At 66.4% G+C, this 15,494-nt stretch carries 16 protein-coding genes; 3 read left to right on the top strand and 13 right to left on the bottom strand.

All coding sequences use genetic code 11. The features are described from left to right. Positions 1-83: 83 nt before the first annotated feature. The 6 genes from R5H29_RS20055 to R5H29_RS20030 form a co-directional block, all read right to left on the bottom strand. Positions 84-770, bottom strand: coding sequence for a glycosyltransferase (locus R5H29_RS20055; protein ID WP_332329717.1), 687 nt, complete (start codon positions 768-770; stop codon positions 84-86). Then, positions 767-1,354, bottom strand: coding sequence for a class I SAM-dependent methyltransferase (locus R5H29_RS20050; protein ID WP_171953087.1), 588 nt, complete (start codon positions 1,352-1,354; stop codon positions 767-769). Before R5H29_RS20050 ends, R5H29_RS20055 begins: the two co-directional genes overlap by 4 nt. Further along, on the bottom strand, positions 1,351-2,109 hold the full coding sequence (locus tag R5H29_RS20045) for a PIG-L deacetylase family protein (protein ID WP_227844340.1): 759 nt from the start codon (positions 2,107-2,109) through the stop codon (positions 1,351-1,353). Before R5H29_RS20045 ends, R5H29_RS20050 begins: the two co-directional genes overlap by 4 nt. Next, the gene (locus R5H29_RS20040) at positions 2,097-3,038 is read right to left on the bottom strand and encodes an acyl-CoA dehydrogenase (RefSeq protein WP_332329716.1); all 942 of its coding nucleotides are present in this window, start codon (positions 3,036-3,038) and stop codon (positions 2,097-2,099) included. The genes R5H29_RS20045 and R5H29_RS20040 overlap by 13 nt, the downstream gene beginning before the upstream one ends. Before the next feature lie 105 nt (positions 3,039-3,143). Further along, a complete protein-coding gene (locus tag R5H29_RS20035) occupies positions 3,144-3,650 on the bottom strand; it encodes a hypothetical protein (protein WP_332329715.1) in 507 nt (168 codons plus the stop codon). Positions 3,651-3,660: 10 nt separating this feature from the next. After that, positions 3,661-4,824, bottom strand: a complete 1,164-nt coding sequence (locus R5H29_RS20030) for a zinc-dependent alcohol dehydrogenase (RefSeq protein ID WP_019659722.1) — start codon at positions 4,822-4,824, stop codon at positions 3,661-3,663. Between the two features lie 149 nt (positions 4,825-4,973). Between R5H29_RS20030 and R5H29_RS20025 the strand changes: the two genes are divergently transcribed. The 3 genes from R5H29_RS20025 to R5H29_RS20015 all read left to right on the top strand — a co-directional run bounded on the left by R5H29_RS20025 (position 4,974) and on the right by R5H29_RS20015 (position 6,454). Continuing rightward, positions 4,974-5,162, top strand: coding sequence for a hypothetical protein (locus R5H29_RS20025; RefSeq protein ID WP_019337695.1), 189 nt, complete (start codon positions 4,974-4,976; stop codon positions 5,160-5,162). Between the two features lie 98 nt (positions 5,163-5,260). Then, the gene (locus tag R5H29_RS20020; RefSeq protein WP_021202411.1) at positions 5,261-5,899 is read left to right on the top strand and encodes a DUF6766 family protein; all 639 of its coding nucleotides are present in this window, start codon (positions 5,261-5,263) and stop codon (positions 5,897-5,899) included. Between the two features lie 3 nt (positions 5,900-5,902). Beyond that, on the top strand, positions 5,903-6,454 hold the full coding sequence (locus tag R5H29_RS20015; RefSeq protein ID WP_019659724.1) for a cysteine hydrolase family protein: 552 nt from the start codon (positions 5,903-5,905) through the stop codon (positions 6,452-6,454). 25 nt (positions 6,455-6,479) lie between these two features. Here the strand turns inward: R5H29_RS20015 and R5H29_RS20010 are convergent, their stop codons facing one another. The 7 genes from R5H29_RS20010 to R5H29_RS19980 all read right to left on the bottom strand — a co-directional run bounded on the left by R5H29_RS20010 (position 6,480) and on the right by R5H29_RS19980 (position 15,451). Then, on the bottom strand, positions 6,480-6,713 hold the full coding sequence (locus R5H29_RS20010; protein WP_111098449.1) for a hypothetical protein: 234 nt from the start codon (positions 6,711-6,713) through the stop codon (positions 6,480-6,482). 260 nt (positions 6,714-6,973) lie between these two features. Continuing rightward, positions 6,974-7,423: a BLUF domain-containing protein gene (locus R5H29_RS20005; RefSeq protein WP_031269501.1), complete on the bottom strand. Its 450-nt coding sequence runs from the start codon at positions 7,421-7,423 to the stop codon at positions 6,974-6,976. A 210-nt stretch (positions 7,424-7,633) separates the two neighbouring features. Continuing rightward, entirely contained in the window at positions 7,634-8,479 is an 846-nt protein-coding gene (locus tag R5H29_RS20000) for an aldose epimerase (protein ID WP_111098450.1), read from the bottom strand. After that, a complete protein-coding gene (locus R5H29_RS19995) occupies positions 8,469-9,506 on the bottom strand; it encodes a glycoside hydrolase family 43 protein (protein ID WP_021202407.1) in 1,038 nt (345 codons plus the stop codon). Before R5H29_RS19995 ends, R5H29_RS20000 begins: the two co-directional genes overlap by 11 nt. 16 nt (positions 9,507-9,522) lie before the next feature. Further along, the gene (locus tag R5H29_RS19990; protein WP_332329714.1) at positions 9,523-11,007 is read right to left on the bottom strand and encodes an MFS transporter; all 1,485 of its coding nucleotides are present in this window, start codon (positions 11,005-11,007) and stop codon (positions 9,523-9,525) included. Positions 11,008-11,066: 59 nt separating this feature from the next. Beyond that, complete coding sequence (locus tag R5H29_RS19985; protein WP_332329713.1) at positions 11,067-13,760, bottom strand: glycoside hydrolase family 3 C-terminal domain-containing protein; 2,694 nt, start codon at positions 13,758-13,760, stop codon at positions 11,067-11,069. Further along, positions 13,757-15,451, bottom strand: a complete 1,695-nt coding sequence (locus R5H29_RS19980) for a glycoside hydrolase family 43 protein (RefSeq protein ID WP_332329776.1) — start codon at positions 15,449-15,451, stop codon at positions 13,757-13,759. The genes R5H29_RS19985 and R5H29_RS19980 overlap by 4 nt, the downstream gene beginning before the upstream one ends. Positions 15,452-15,494: the final 43 nt, after the last annotated feature.

Genomic DNA, 15,494 nt, shown 5'->3' with positions numbered 1-15,494 from the left:
TTCGCAGCCTGCCCTGTCCCAACGCTCTCCTCAACCGCACGCTCCGATAACACGGGGCGTTTGCGTGACGGAGTGGCTGCCCCTCAGGTGATCGGGACCGATGCTTCCGGGCCAGAGCGCTCGCCACCCAGCGCCGCCAGATAAGCGGAGAATCCGCCTGTAGCGCGCCCCTGCAGACGCGCACTGGTCATCACCACGGGAGCGCCGGCCCATCGCACCACCGCACCGCAGCGTTGCAGCGCTCTGACAAGCGCCACGTCTTCACTACAGTGCAGGGGAGCAAAGCCGCCAACGGCCCGATAGGAACAGGCAGAGACGCCGAGGTTGGCACCGTGGATGCGCCCATGATGGTCGCCCCACTGCTGTCTTGCCTGGAATGCCCTGCGCAGGCGCCGTTCACTCTGGCAGGTCGTCGCTATGTCCACCAGTCCGCAGAAAGCGTCACAACTGCCCTGAACCTGTGCGGCCAGCCACTCGGGAGGCACCTCACTGTCAGCGTCCGTGCTTGCCAGCCACCTGGCGCCCCGCCACAGCAGTTCAGCAGCGGCTGCGGCCCGGGCGACACCGACGCAGCGTGCATCCAGCTGTACGCTTCCCACCCGGTATCGGTGGCAGATGGTGCCCGTTGCATCCGTACAAGCGTCCAGCGCGACCACTACCTCCACTGCTTCGCCGCCGAGGCCTGGGTGCAGGGCCGCCACCCGGATGGATTGCAGGCACCGCGCGATACTGTCCGCCTCATTGTGGGCGGGTATCAGGACGCCTATCACCGCAAGCCCTCGTTCCGGGCCAATGACAAGGGGCCCCGTGTCCATCCCTGAAGCACAAAGTCCGCATCGCGGTAGTGGAAGGCTTCCTGCAGGCCTTCCCCCAGGCATCGATGCACCACCTCGGTCCGGCTCGCGCGTCCCGGGAACGAGGGCAACCAATGGCAGGCGACCAGCAAGCCGTCATCGCGAAGTGCTTCATCGATGCCACCGCGCAGCTCGCGCAGTGCGCCTGCCCCCAGGTAGTAGCCCATTTCGCCGCAGACGATCAGGTCGAAGCGTCCTGGCGGCCATTGCTCGGGATGGCTGGCGCAATGGACCTGCACGTGCGACAGATGGGCCAGGTTGCGGCGCGCCTGGAACGCCGCACGTGGACTGATGTCGGTTGCAAGCAGGCGTTCGCAACGTGCCGCCAGCGCCTCGGTCAGTACGCCGTTGGAACACCCCAGTTCCCAGCCGCGAGCGAACTGGCGCTGGCTGAGGCTTGCCAGCAGCAGCGCACGCTTGCGCTCTTCATACCATCGGCTGCGGTAGCCGAACGGGTCCTCCTGCTCATGCAGGCCATCAAAGTACGGTTGCGCGCTCATGCCAGGAATACCTCGTAGTTTCGGAAGAATCGGGCGAGTACATGTGCGGGCAGCACCGGCGGGCTGTTCAGGCCCGCCACGTCGCCCGTCTGCGTCCGGAAATGCGCGATCGCGTTTCGTTTTGCGGACGCCACCGCTGCAATGTCGATCAGCTTCGGAACCTCCCACGCCATATGTGCGCAGGCAGGGTCAAGCCAGTGCCAGCCCCACACCGGGTACTCCAACCGGTGGCAACCGACCGCCCGCGCGGCGCGGCAGGCAGCGCGCCCTGCGGCTTCGTGATCGGGGTGGCCATCAAACCGCCATGGCGCCAGCACCAGGTCGCGCGGTTGCAGATACTGCTGCAGCCAGCCTTCCAGCCCCTGCTCGTGCGCGCTGACCGCGCCGTCGGCGATACCCAGGTGGAAGATGGAGCCGACCGGAATACCGAGTTCGCCCAATGCCGCGGCAAGCTCCGCTCGGCGCGCTGATCGCAGGCGTTCGGGCGTCCACCACGGCTCGCCCGGATAGCATGCTTCGCCGTCGGTCACGGCAACGACACTGACGTCGATACCCTGCGCCACAGCGTGATGCAGCAGCCCGCCACAGCCGAGTATTTCGTCATCCGGATGCGGCGCGACCACCACCATGCGGTCATGCCCGCTGCAGAGTGCGGTTGCCGATATGGTCGGTTGCTGCCAGAGCCAATCGCAGTGCAGCCAGGCCTGCTCCTGGGTTCCTTCCCCTTGCAGGGGTGTCCTGGCTACAGCGCCCATGTTGCCTCCTGTGTTGCACGCTGCTCGCCCAGCCATTCCCAATCGCGATCGGCGTGGCTCTGGCGAAGGAACACGGTCAGGTCCGCGCAGCGCCGGGCATGGGCGTCCTCCAGGCACATCGGGCCCGGGCCCAGCGCCCGACCCGCCAGGTCCAGCACACGCGTTGCCGCGCGCTCAACGACACAGCGCACGCGCACTACATCTTCGCGACGGGCCAGTTCGGGCGCGGCGTCGATGTGCGCCGCCAGTTCGCGAAGCAGCGCGGCTGCCGGGCCCAGGGCGAGGTCCACTTCACCCAGCAGCCGCGCGCGATTTCCCTCGGTGCAGGTCGGTCGCATGCGCTCGGCCAAAGCGGCCGCTGCACCAAACCAGACCGCCGCGATGCCTGCCCCGCCGTGCCAGAAGCCCGGGCGCTGCAGGTAGTCATCGCGCGTCCCCAGGATCACCATCGGTGCGCCGTCAAAGCGCACCGTGGTGGAAGGGATTGCGGCCATGCCCACGGCAGGCCATGGCTCGCCCGCAAGTGTGTGCCAGTGTTCCGCCGCTACCTGGCATAGCCACACTCCCTGCGGGTTGCGAACCGTTACCAGTGCCCCATCCACCCATGCGCTGCCGGAACACCAGGGTTTATCACCGTACAGTCCACCGCCGGCATCGATGCGAACGGTGTTGGCCGGACCCTCTGCAGCCCACACCGCCAGCAACGTGTCTTCAGCATGGATGGGCGCCTTCAACTCGGCAGCAATCGCTTGGGCGTCATAGTGGGCCTCCAGTACCTTGGCCAGGCAGAGATCCTCTGCCCCCCAGGCTGCCAGCGCCTGCCAACGCTGCAGCGTCTGGCCGCCCCCGGGCAAAGGCAATGCCGGTTGCTGTACCAGCACCTGGCGTGCGCGATTGAACAGCGAAGAGGATGACGTCACATCCTGCATGGGTGGCAGACCTGCAATGGAGATACGCCATGAACGTAGGCGGCAGGCAGTCACATGCCTGTCTTGACCGCGTGGCGGGCACATGAATGCCCGGTACCGTGATCCTCACGGACCCGTCTGCGTGCGCTGCTCTCGTGCACGCACGCACTGCCGCAGTTCCCACAGCCATGGCAGCACCACCAGGCCCAGTGCCGGCAACAGGGTGAACCACCAGACGTCGGGTGCTGCAGGTTTCACGTCGAGCGACCACCGGGGGTGGACCTGCCAGGCCACCCAGGCCAACAGGACCCACGGCGCGGCATCCAGCACACTGTGCACATGCTGCTCCGCCGGACTGATGCGTCTGCGGCCGTCTGCGCTGACGGTATCCAGGTAGCCGGCGATTGCGTGAGCAATGACCAGAAGCGCCAGGAGCGTGACCAGCGACAACGTGTTTTCCAGCAGCAGCCACGCCAGCACGCCGCTGCCGATCAGAAGCAGCTGCACCCCATGCAACAGGCTTTCGCGCATCGCGGAGGTGTGTGGAAGGTCGGTCCGGCGGTGAAAATGGAAGTCCAGCGAACCGGCCAACAACCACAGTGCGTACACACAGCCCACGACAATCGCACTCATGGCGCCACGCTCACGGTGTCAGAACGATCTTGCGGCAGTCGTCATCCTTGGCATCAAACATCGCATAGCCCTGCGCTGCATCGGCCAGGCGCATCCGGTGCGAGATGATGTCACCCGGATCCAGCTTTCCTTCCAAGATGGCGTCGAGCAGCTCCGGCATCAGTCCCTGCACGTGGGTCTGCCCCATCTTGAACGTCAAGCCCTTGTCGAACGCGTCACCCAGCAGGAAACCGTGGATGAAGCCGGCATAGACACCGGGGATGCTGACAACGCCGCCGCGGCGGGCCGCGGCGATGCACTGCCGGATCGCCACCCCGCTGCTGCCTTCCAGTTTCACGGCGGTCAGCGCTGACTCCAGCGCACTCCCTTCGGCCTCGAAGCCTACGGCCTCGATGCAGGCGTCTGCGCCCCGCCCGCTGGTCTGGGTCAGGATGTAATCGGCCGGGTCCTCGATCTCCCTGAAGTCGATGGGGGTCACCCCGTAGGCGCGACGCGCGTAGTCAAGGCGGTAGCGAAGATGGTCCACCATGAAGATGGTCTCGGCCCCCAGCAGCCGGCAGCAGGCTGCGCTCATCAGCCCCACCGGCCCGGCACCGAAGATGGCCACCGTCGAGCCGGGCTTGACCCCAGCGTTCAGCGCGGCCTGGTAGCCGGTGGGCAGGATGTCCGAAAGGAACAGAACCTGCTCGTCGGCCACGCCTTCCGGGATGCGCAGCGGGCCTACATTCGCCTTCGGCACGCGTACGAATTCGGCCTGCCCGCCGGCCACGCCGCCATACAGATGGCTGTAGCCGAACAATGCGGCCGGAGGCAGTATGCCCTTCTGGTTCAGTGCGGCGCCCTTGCCCGGATTGGTGGTCTCGCAGGCGGCATACTCGGCCAGCCGGCAGTGGAAGCACTCGCCACAGGCAATCACAAACGGGATCACCACGCGATCACCGGGTTTCACCTGGGTCACGCCGCTGCCGACCTCTTCCACCACGCCCATGAATTCGTGGCCCAGCACATCGCCATCGTGCAGGTCAGGAATCTTGCCCCGATACAGGTGCAGGTCCGAACCACAGATGGCGGTGGCGGTCACCCTCAGGATCAGATCATCCTCGGCCGCCAGCACCGGGTCCGGCACGGTCTCGACGCGCACATCCCTGCGGCCGTGATAGGTCAATGCCTGCATCGCGGTTCTCCAGAAAGATCGGAACATCAGCATCGCAGGGCTGTCCCCCTGCTGCGGTGACATCCGGGTGTGCGCGGCGTTCATTCCGCGGCGTCGTGGCGTTAACCCGGCGCGGTGCAGGCTTCAGGTTCTCGCCGCAGGAGCTGCTCATGAACGACAAGTTGCCTTTCAATCCAACCACGGACGTGGACGATCAGTCGAAGGCCCACACGCCGGACAAGCGTCGCAACGACCAGGCCAGGTGGAAGGACCACGACATGCCCGACGATGGGGACGGACCCAAGGCGGTACCTGAAGACTACGAGCGCCCGGATCCTGACCCGACAGGCAAGCGTTGAGCCCGCCTCACATCCTCGATGCGCAGTGATCACGAGCCCTGCCCTCTTGCCCGCGCATGCTTCCGCACGGTCTCTGGAACAGCTGATCGAGGTGTTGCATGTGGAAACGCAACGGTCTCTCGCTGGTGCTGCTTGCACTCACCGTCGTGTTCATCGTTGGGCAGGCAGTTGCGGGGCACCATGTCCACAACCAGGAGTTGACGCAGCACGGGCGCGCGCCGATCGATCTATGGCACTACCTGGCGACCGGCCACTTCGTCAGCGCCACATTCGAGAACTGGGAGAGCGAATTCCTGCAGATGGGCATGTATGTTCTCCTGACCGTCACCCTTCGCCAGCGTGGCTCGGCTGAATCGCGGCCGCTGGATCCTGCACAGGAGCAGAGCCGCGTCGAGCCAGGACCTACGCCCTGGCCGGTGAGGCGTGGCGGCGTCTGGAAGGTGCTGTACGGTCATTCGCTTGCAATCGCCTTCGGGCTATTGTTCCTGTTGAGCTTCACGCTGCATGCGTTGGGAAGCTGGCGAGCCGAGCAGGCCGAGCAGCTGTTGCGGGGCCTGCCCGCACCCGGCTTCCTGCAGCACCTGGCCAGCAGCACATTCTGGTTTGAATCGATGCAGAACTGGCAGAGCGAATTTCTCGCCGTGCTGTCCCTGGTTGTACTGACGATCTTCCTGCGCCAGAAGGATTCACCGCAGTCCAAGCCGGTCGAGGCCCCGCACGCACAGACAGGTGATTGAGCCATGGGACAGGATCCATCGACGGCCTTGCTGATCATCGACATGTTCAGCCGTTTCGACTTCCCCGGCGCGCAGGATCTTGCGCCCGTTGCGGAGCGGGCGGCCAGACAGATCCGGCGTTTGAGAGACCACTTCGATGACCGCAGGTGGCCGGTCATCTATGCCAATGACAATTTCTCCGACTGGAAGCGTGACTTCCGACAACAGGTTGCGCAATGCAGGCGGGACGGGGGCGCAGCCGGGCGGATAGCCGAGCTGCTCTCGCCCCTGCCCGATCACTACTTTGTACTCAAGCCCAAGCACTCGGCGTTCCTCGCCACCCCGCTGCCGGTCCTGCTGGCCAAGTTGGGCGTGCGCCGACTTTGGCTCAGCGGGATGACAGCCGATTCGTGTGTGCTGGCAACCGCGTTGGACGCCAACGCCAGGGAGTTCGACGTCGTCCTGGCAAGGGAGGCCGTGGCGGGCATGCCGTCACAGAAACAGCGGGCAATGGCGCTGCTCGCCGATTCGGGAGCAGCCCGGGTGGCACGAATTGCTTCTCTGGTGCCGGCATGACCAGCGGGATGGAGCAGTATCCGGCTCAAGCCCGGTCTGCGACACCCTTTACACCGGCATGACCGGCGCAATGTGCGCAGCAGAAAATCTGGCCGTTTCCCTCGACACCGTGTCCGATGACGGCGCAATCGCAGTGGGCGCAGCGCGGGGCGAACGCATGGATCGCGCATTCGAACGAATCGAACGTGCCGCTACGCCCGCCTTGCTGTACGGTGAAGCTCTTGTCGTAGTCGTTGCCGCAGACATCACAGGTAGCCATCGGGCACCTCCTGCTCTGGAAGGAGCCTGCAGTGTGGCCATCACGGATGTCGGCGGCAGTGAAAGGACCGTGTCACGACTGTGCAGGATCTTCACGCGGAGAGCGGCATGGCACCTGCCCTGCATCGTCCGTCCGGACCCGTCCAATGAACCGGCACGCCAGCATGATCTGCACGATGCAGTGAGCGCGGGCAGTGCGGGTTGACTGGAACTGCAGGAGATGACTGCTCGCCCGTAGCGTACGTTGGCAATCCCCTTGCGTTATGCGGCAAGGGCGTACGGCTCCACCAGTCCCACCAGCAGATCCATTGCCGATTGCCCACCGGCCGACGTATCGCCACGCTGCACGAAGCCGACCCAGTCCGCGTGGGCCAGCGACTTCAACTGCCCGGGATCTACCGGAAGCCAGCGCATCGGCCAGAACGGCAGGCGCCGGTTGCCCACCCTGCCCCGCTGCAGCTCCACCAGCCCTGCGTGGCTGGTTGCGCCCAGCACACGCGCGTACGCCACCCGCAACCCATCCTCCGGTCCCTCCATGTACTGGAGAAACCGCCCGCCATCAAAGAGAAGCACCCCGGTAACGCCGGCGTCCCGGTTGAAACGTGCGGCGTCGTCGACCAGCTGGTCCAGCCTGTTGCCCTCTTTGCGCCCGTTGTCGCCCACAACAGTTGGGCTGGCTTCGCTGACGTATACCACTGCCCTGATAGGCATCGGTTGCTCCTGTGACGAATCCCCCCAGATTCCGATGGCCTCACCGTAGCCCATCCGAGGACCTGGGATGTTCCCATCGTGTGTATTCCGTGATCCGATCGCCACTATCCGACCAGCGGTGCACCTTTCCTCGGCGTGTTCAGGATCCGCAGCCGGTCGTCCTCCTGTGCCGGCACCGCAGGTTCGGGGAGACGCATGCCAGTGCCAGGCTCACGCCCTGTCCGATGCCCACGCCAGGTCGAACGTCAACGCGAGGCGCTGGCCGGGCTCCAGCCGGTGCGGCGCCAGCGTGAAGCCGTCCGGCGGACCGCTCTGGGGCTCCACACAGGTGGCGTGCGGCGTGCCGTCGTAGACCACCCAATGGTCGTGGTCCGAGCGCAGCCGCAGGCGCTGGCCTCCGCGTATCAGCGTGATGTCACTGTCGGCGATGAAGCAGTCATCCCAGGGACCGGTAGTGGGATCCACACAGGGCAACATGGCAATACCTTCCCCGTCCCGCGGGTACATCGCACGAGGCGTGAACAGCAGCCCGTCAGGCTTCCGGAACCAGGGATGCCAGCCCAGCACCGCCGGCATCGCCTGCTCGCCGGCCTGTACCGAAAGGCGCATCTGCAGGGCGTGAGCCTGCAGCTGCAGGTCCAGCATGGCGATGCCACCGAAGGGCCAGTAGCCGTCGCGCGGTAACGCCAGCGACAACCTGGCTGCCGCCGCATCCAGCCGGTCGATCTGCCACGGTCGCGAGAAGCCCAACCCATGAATGGCATGCCCGTCGAAGTTGAGCGGCAGCCGATGCGGCCTGCCGTCAAAGCAGAACGTTCCATGGCGGATGCGCCCGGCCCAGGGCACCATCGGGTAGCAGCCCCAGGCGATCGCAGCCGCCCCGCCCTCCTGTGGATCCGCCAGCCACTCCACGCCCCGGTAACGCAGGTGCGCCACGCGCCCGCCCGCCCCTGCGGCGAGCGCAACCTCCAGTTCGCCGCATCTCAGCCAGTGCAGTTCACCGGCCGGCAGCGGGGCCAGCGCATCATCCACCGGCAGCATGCGCTCAGGCCCCATACGGATTGATCGTGCGGATGCTTCCGTCCGGCTCCATGTGCAGCGGTGTGCACTTGGCCGAGCGCAGGTGGGTGATGCCGCCGGACATCAGTGCATCGTGATAGAACAGGTACCACTGCCCTTCGAACTGGCAGATGGAGTGGTGGGTGGTCCAGCCCACGACGGGGGTGAGGATCACGCCGGCGTAGGTGAACGGGCCATACGGGCTGTCGCCGATGGCGTAGCACAGCTGATGGGTGTTGCCAGTGGAGTACGACAGATAGTAGCGACCCTGGTACCTGTGCAGCCACGGGCCTTCGAAGAAGCGGCGCGCATGGTCGTCCGCACGCAGCGGCTGGCCATGCTCATCCAGGATCTGCACTTCGCGGGTGGGTTCGGCCAGCTCGGTCATGCAGGCGTCCAGGCGGCCCACGCGCGGCCCCAGGGCCGGCGCGCTGCCCTCGGGTTCCTCGTGGGCCTCGCTGTACTGGTTGTCACGATACTTCTGCAGCTGCCCGCCCCAGATGCCGCCGAAGTACAGGTAGTGGCTGCCATCCTCGTCTTCGAACACGGCAGGGTCGATCGAGTACGCGCCCTTGATCGGCTCCGGCTGGGGCACGAACGGGCCCTCCGGCCGCGTGCCGATCGCCGCGCCGATGCGGAACCGGCCCTCGGCGTCCTTGGCCGGGAAGTACAGGTAGTAGCGGCCATCGCGGCAGGCGGCATCGGGGGCCCACATCTGTTTCCGCGCCCAGGGCACGTCGCGCACGTGCAGCGCCATGCCGCAATCCACGGCCGTGCTGTCGGGCGTATCCATCTTCAGCACATGATAATCCTGCATGCCGAAGTGGCCACCTTCGTCGTCGAACGGCTGGCCACCGTCGATGTCGTGCGACGGATAGATGTACAGGCGCCCCTCGAACACGTGCGCCGAAGGGTCGGCGGTGTAGATGTGGGTCACCAGCGGTTGCGAAATGGCGTGTGCGGTGAGCTGCGCAAGACGGGCTTCGCTGGCCTGGCCGTCTTCGCCGGCATGGAGGTCGATCATGGTTGTCATCTTGGCCTTACGCGGAAGCGTCGGCGGAACGGCGACGCTGGTGGAGGTCCTGCTCGATGCGGGTCTCGGTGCGCTTGTCGATCCTGTAGAAGAACAGCAGCGCCACGGCGAGCAGGAAAGGAAGGGAGCAGTAGACGCTTACGGTCAAGCGGATGCCCTGCACCACGCCCTCAGGCTGCTGCGCCAGTCCTGCCTGGTAGCCGTAGTGCGCAAGGATGGCCGCGACCAGCGCGCCTCCGACGCTGAGGCCGATCTTCAGTCCGCACAGCATCGCCGAGAAGATGATCGCGGTCGCCCGCCGATGGTTCTTCCACTCCGAGTAGTCCGCGACGTCGGCGATCATCGCCCACAGCAACGGGATGGTGATGCCATAGCAGAAGCCATGCAGCATGAAGGCAGCGAAGGCCACCGCCACGCCCGTGGGTGGAAACAGGTAGAAGGCAAGCAGGAACAGGGTCGAGACAAACAGGGCGCCACCGAAGACGTCGCGCTTGCCGAAGCGATCCGCCAGCCGTCGTGATGCGCCGATGCCCAGGATCATGCAGAGGATGCCGCACGCGTTGAACAGGCTGAACGCCGAGGTGGCCGCGTCCTTCGGCCAGGTGAACGCCGCGAAGCCGGCGCTGGCCAGGGCAGCATTCAAGGCGCTGATCAGGCCGTTGAAGCCTGAGCCGTCCAGGAAGCCGGCCAGCGCGGCTTCACTCATGTAGTACTGGAAGTAATAGATGTAGGTGCCGCCCTTCAGCGCCAGGTTGATGAATACCAGCACGGTCAGGGCCAGCATCACCTGCCACGGGCGGTTGTGCAGCAGGTCCGACAGGTCCTGCAGTACGCCCCCGGTCTGCTCGCGCGTCGGCACGATGCGTTCGCGAGTGGTGGCGAACGTGATCAGGAAGAACACCGTGCCGATGATGGCGAATGCGGTCATGACCTGCTCGAAGCCGCGCACCCGGTCGCCATCGCCCAGGATCAGCACCAGCGGCATCAGCAGCACCTGGATGATGAACTGCGCGACCATCACAGCCACGAAGCGGTAGGCCGAGAGGCTGTTGCGCTGGGCCATGCTGCCGGTCAGCACGCCGCTCAGCGCCGAGTACGGCAGGTTGTTCGCGGCGTAGACGCAGACCAGCAGCGCGTAGGTGGCCAGTGCATAGATCACTTTTCCGCGCTCGCCCAGGTCCGGGGTGCTGAACGCCAGCAGCGACAGCACGCCGAACGGAATGGCTGTCCACAGGATCCATGGGCGGAAGCGGCCCCAGCGTGTGGATGTGCGGTCCGCCGCGATGCCGATCAACGGCGTGAACACGAACGCACCCAGCAGGCCCACCACGAAGATGATCGTGGCCGCGGTGGCAGCCGGCAGGCGGTAGACGTCGGTGTAGAAGAACGCCAGGTAGGTGATCAGGGTCTGGAAGATCAGGTTGGCGGCGAGATCGCCCAGGCTGTAGCCGAGCTTCTCGCGTACCGATAGCGCGTGTTCAGTGCTTGCCATGCAGCGGACGTCCTTGAAAAGGAATCTGGTCGAAGCGGAATCGATGCCGGCGGGGATGATCAGTCATGCGCGGGCACCACGGTGAACCTGCCCTGCGCACGTATATCGGCACTGGACGCCCCCACCCTGACCTCATAGGCACCGGGCTGCACCGCGTACGCCGCGCGCGCTTCGTCATAGTGGCGCAGGGCCTGCGCCGCCTCCAGGGTGAACGTCACCGTGCGGCGTTCGCCCGGGGCCAGCTGGACGCGCTGGAAGCCACGCAGTTCCTGCACGGCGTCGCCGCTGCCAGCGTGCTCGCGCCGCACGTACAGCTGCACCACTTCGTCACCGCTGCGGTTGCCCGCGTTGGTCACATCCACCGCCACGCCCAGGCGGCCATCGGCGCGGAGGCTGTCTGCATCGAGGCGAAGCGTTCCATAGTCGAATCGGGTATACGACAGACCGTGACCGAACGGATACAGGGGCGTGCCGCGGAAGTAGCGATAGGTGCGGCCCTCCATGGCGTAGTCGTCGAATGCCGGCATCGCTTCGCCGGCCTTGTAGAACGTGACCGGCAAACGGCCGGCGGGATTGACGTCGCCAAACAGCGCCTGACCGACTGCGGTGCCGCCGCGTTGCCCGGGGTACCAGCTCATCAGGATCGCCGGCAGATGCGCCTGCGCCCAGTCCACGGCGATGGCCGAGCCACCGGTAAGCACCATTACCACCGGCTTGCCGGTGCCGTGCAGGGCCTCCAGCAGGGTGCGCTGCGGCGAGGGCAGCCGCAGGTCGGTACGGTCGCCACCGGCAAAGCCCGGGTAGTTGACCGTCATCTCTTCGCCTTCGACATCGCCGGTGAGTCCACCAACGAACACCACCACATCGGCATCGCGTGCGGCATCGAGCGCTTCATCGAACGGTGCCTTGGCGCCGGGCCTGCGCCAGCCCAGGCGCACGCCGGCATCGCGCTGGTCGTCGTAGTACTCCAGTTTCAGGTCATAGGCACGCCCGGCCTGCAGGTCGAGTTCGACACCCTCGGCATGCAGGCGATCCGTGTTCACCCAGTGATCGATCACGCGCTTGCCGTCCAGATACAGGCGGTAGCCATCATCGCCGGCCACCTCCAGCCGGTAGCGACCGGACACGGGGGGCAGCAGCTGGCCGCTCCAGCGGATGCTGAAGCGGTCGTTGGGAATCCCCTGCCCCGGTGCCGCTTCGCCGCGTGCCAGCAGGTTGTCGGTCGGCGAGCCGCGGTCCCAGCGGAAGCCGATCTGCGCGTCGGTACGCACCAGGGCCGGAGTGCCGGACAGGTCGGGCGTGCGGAAGTACTCACCGCGCAGGCCGCGCTCGGGCGACTCCGCCGAGGGCCGCAGGTAGGTCGGCTCGATCAGCGGTGTGGCGCCGGGATCGTCGCGGCCCTCCACCAGGTCGACGCCGCGGGCATAACGCACTTCAACGCCCTTGGCCGCCTCGCGTATGCCCTGCAGGATCGTCACCGGCGCCGCCGGTGTGCCGAAGTAGTTGCCGAGCAGTGCCATGGTGTCGTCGGCAGTGGGTCCGACCACGGCAATGCGCTTGATGTCGCGCGACAGTGGAAGGATGCCGTCGTTCTTCAGCAGCACGAGCGATGCCTGCGCGGCCTTGAGGGCCAGCGCATCATGGGCCGGCGCCTGGTTCACCGAGGCCGGAATGCGCGCCCAGCGCACCCGCTCCGGCGGATCGAACATGCCCAGGCGCATCCGTGCGGTGAACAGGCGGGTCACCGCATCGTCGATCTCCGCCTCGCTGATCAGCCCTTGGCGCACTGCGGCAGGCAGCGTTGCGTACTCCTGGCCGCATTCCAGCTCGGTGCCGTTCCTCACCGCCAGCGCCGCAGCGGCTTCGCGCGTGGTGACGATACGGTGGTGCTTCCAGATATCGACGATGGCCCAGCAGTCCGAGACCACGTAGCCCTTGAAACCCCAGTCGCGTCGAAGCACATCGTGCAGCAGGAAACGGCTGGCACTGGCGGACTCGCCGTACACGCGGTTGTAGGCGCCCATGACCGCATCCACTTCGCCCTCCTTCACCAGCGCCTCGAACGCCGGCAGGTAGGTGTCATACAGGTCGCGCCGGCTGGGCCGTGCATCGAAGTGATGGCGGTCGGCCTCCGGTCCGCTGTGCACGGCCAGATGCTTGACGGTGGCGTCCAGCTTGCGGTAGACCGGGTCGTCGCCCTGCAGGCCGCGTACGAAGGCCACGCCCATGCGCGCGGTGAGGTAGGGATCCTCGCCGTAGGTCTCCTGTCCGCGCCCCCAGCGCGGGTCGCGGAAGATGTTGACGTTCGGCGACCAGAAGGTCAGGCCCTGGTATCGGCCATGCGCGCCTTCGCGGAGGAACTGGTGGTGCTTTGCGCGGGCCTCGTCGCTGATGGTCGTGGCCACCTGCCCCATCAACGGTACATCGAAGGTCGCGGCCAGGCCGATTGCCTGCGGAAACACCGTGGCCTGCCCTGCCCGTGCGACGCCGTGCAGTCCCTCGTTCCACCAGTCGTAGGCGGGTACCCCCAGCCGTTCGATCGCCGGCGCGGCGTTCTGCATCTGCGCGGCCTTCTCTTCCAGCGTCATCTGCGCGACGAGTGCCGCGGCCCGTTGCTCGAAGCTGGCCGAAACATCCAGCCAGGGCCGCGGCGCGGCTGCGGATGCGGCGGCCGCCACACAGGTCAGTACGAACAGGGCGATCCCACCGCGCCAGGTATGGCGGCGGGCCTTGGACGAAATCGACAGCCTCATTTGCTTCTCCCGTTGCGCTCGTCGCGCGCGAAAGGACCCAGCAGTGCGCCCACGAAGCCGCCTGCCCGGTCCGTACTCAGGACGGTGCCGTCCACCTCGCCTGCGAGCAGTTGCCAGCCCTGCCCATCGCCAGTGTCGAACGAGAACGCATAGTCGCCCTCGTTGCCGGCAATCTTCAGGCGCAGTGCTGCAGGCACCGGTACTTCACGGCTGGCCAGCGTCCGCGTGCTGCGGCCACCGTCGCGCGCTTCGAGGAAGAGCGAGAGACGCCCCCCGCCAAGGTCCCGAACGCCAAGGAAGTACCAGTACGCCTCGCTCTGGAACGCCGCCAGACCGGCGGCAACTCCGGAAGCTGGCGGGGTCATCGCGGTGCTCGCCTCGAAGCGCAGATGCTGCTGGCGCCGGCCGAGAAACGCCGGATTGCGCAGCGTGTCCAGATCCTCGGCGAGCGGGTGCACGGCCAGCATGCCGGGGCGCTTGTGCAGGTCTGCCCAGGCATGCCTGGGCACGCGCACGCGCAGCCACTGGCGATCGAGCGTCGGGCCATCGAAATTGTCGCGCGCTACGAAATTGCCGGTCGACGGGGCCTGGGATGCCTCGCCCTGCATCCATGACGGCGCCTTGGCCACGTAGGGAATGGCCTGGTCGGTCGGCAGGATCTGCGGCCAGCCATCCTGCCAGCGCACCGGCAACAGGTAGGTCTCGCGCCCGGTGTTGTAGTGGCGCTTCTGATAGTTGCGGCTGGCCAGGAACACCGCCCACCACGAGCCATCCGGGCCTTCGACCAGGTCGGCGTGGCCGGCATTGGTGATCGGAAGCGGACGGTCGTCCGGCAGTTCGCGCTGGGTCAGGATCGGATTGCCCGCATAGGGAACGTAGGGCCCCCACACCGCGCGGCTGCGCAGCACCACCTGCGAGTGCTGCGGCCCGGTGCCTCCTTCAGCGTCGGACAGGTAATACCAGCCCTCCCGCTTGTAGATGTGCGGTCCCTCGATCCAGATCGGATTCTTCGCCGGCTCCACGCCTCCATCAACCAGTACCCGGCGGGGCCCGACCGGCTTGAACGCCGCCAGATCGATCTGCTGCATCCAGATGGCGCGGTGCCCGTCATAGCGCGGCGGACCGGGCGGTGCATCGTTGTTGATCAGGTACACCTTGCCGTCGTCGTCAAAAAACAGTGATGGATCGATGCCATCGATGCCGGGCAGCCAGTGCGGATCGGACCACGGCCCGGCCGGGTCGCGCGCGGTGGCGATGAAGTTGCCACCGCTGTCGGTCGCGGTGGTGACGACGTAGAAGGTGCCGTCATGGTATTCGATGGTGGGCGCGAAGATGCCGCGCGAGACGCTCAGGCCGTCGAAATCCAGTTGCGTGGGGCGGTCAATCACATTGCCGATCTGCTTCCAGTGCACCAGGTCGGCACTTTCGAACACCGGAATGCCCGGGAAGTAGGTGAAGCTGGAATTGACCAGGTAGAACCGGCCGTTCGCGCGCACGACGCTGGGATCGGCATGGAAGCCGGCCAGGACAGGATTGCGGTAGTGGCCGGCCGGCAGCGGCACTTCAAAAGCCTGGTCATTGCCGCGGTACTCGAACCAGTCGAAGTACACCGGGGGAGCATCCGGCGGCGCGCTGGCACGGGTGGTTGCGGCCGACAGCAGGAACAGCGCCCCCAGCAGGTGGCGCGCCATCGACCTCAGGCCGGCCCTGTCGCGGGCCAGAGGGGACTGCTTG

Source organism: Stenotrophomonas sp. A3_2 (assembly GCF_036624925.1).
Lineage (GTDB): Bacteria > Pseudomonadota > Gammaproteobacteria > Xanthomonadales > Xanthomonadaceae > Stenotrophomonas > Stenotrophomonas hibiscicola.
Note: the sequence above shows the minus strand (reverse complement) of the source record. Positions and strands in the feature narration are given on the sequence as shown.

Bases quoted from the DNA above. Each gene is read 5' to 3' on its own strand.
- R5H29_RS20000 (WP_111098450.1), bottom strand. From the start codon at position 8,479: ATGGGGCCTGAGCGCATGCTGCCGGTGGATGATGCGCTGGCCCCGCTG.
- R5H29_RS19985 (WP_332329713.1), bottom strand. From the start codon at position 13,760: ATGAGGCTGTCGATTTCGTCCAAGGCCCGCCGCCATACCTGGCGCGGT.
- R5H29_RS19990 (WP_332329714.1), bottom strand. From the start codon at position 11,007: ATGGCAAGCACTGAACACGCGCTATCGGTACGCGAGAAGCTCGGCTAC.
- R5H29_RS19980 (WP_332329776.1), bottom strand. From the start codon at position 15,451: ATGGCGCGCCACCTGCTGGGGGCGCTGTTCCTGCTGTCGGCCGCAACC.
- R5H29_RS19995 (WP_021202407.1), bottom strand. From the start codon at position 9,506: ATGATCGACCTCCATGCCGGCGAAGACGGCCAGGCCAGCGAAGCCCGT.
- R5H29_RS20040 (WP_332329716.1), bottom strand. From the start codon at position 3,038: ATGCAGGATGTGACGTCATCCTCTTCGCTGTTCAATCGCGCACGCCAG.
- R5H29_RS20020 (WP_021202411.1), top strand. From the start codon at position 5,261: ATGTGGAAACGCAACGGTCTCTCGCTGGTGCTGCTTGCACTCACCGTC.
- R5H29_RS20045 (WP_227844340.1), bottom strand. From the start codon at position 2,109: ATGGGCGCTGTAGCCAGGACACCCCTGCAAGGGGAAGGAACCCAGGAG.
- R5H29_RS20010 (WP_111098449.1), bottom strand. From the start codon at position 6,713: ATGGCTACCTGTGATGTCTGCGGCAACGACTACGACAAGAGCTTCACC.
- R5H29_RS20050 (WP_171953087.1), bottom strand. From the start codon at position 1,354: ATGAGCGCGCAACCGTACTTTGATGGCCTGCATGAGCAGGAGGACCCG.
- R5H29_RS20005 (WP_031269501.1), bottom strand. From the start codon at position 7,423: ATGCCTATCAGGGCAGTGGTATACGTCAGCGAAGCCAGCCCAACTGTT.
- R5H29_RS20025 (WP_019337695.1), top strand. From the start codon at position 4,974: ATGAACGACAAGTTGCCTTTCAATCCAACCACGGACGTGGACGATCAG.
- R5H29_RS20035 (WP_332329715.1), bottom strand. From the start codon at position 3,650: ATGAGTGCGATTGTCGTGGGCTGTGTGTACGCACTGTGGTTGTTGGCC.
- R5H29_RS20030 (WP_019659722.1), bottom strand. From the start codon at position 4,824: ATGCAGGCATTGACCTATCACGGCCGCAGGGATGTGCGCGTCGAGACC.
- R5H29_RS20015 (WP_019659724.1), top strand. From the start codon at position 5,903: ATGGGACAGGATCCATCGACGGCCTTGCTGATCATCGACATGTTCAGC.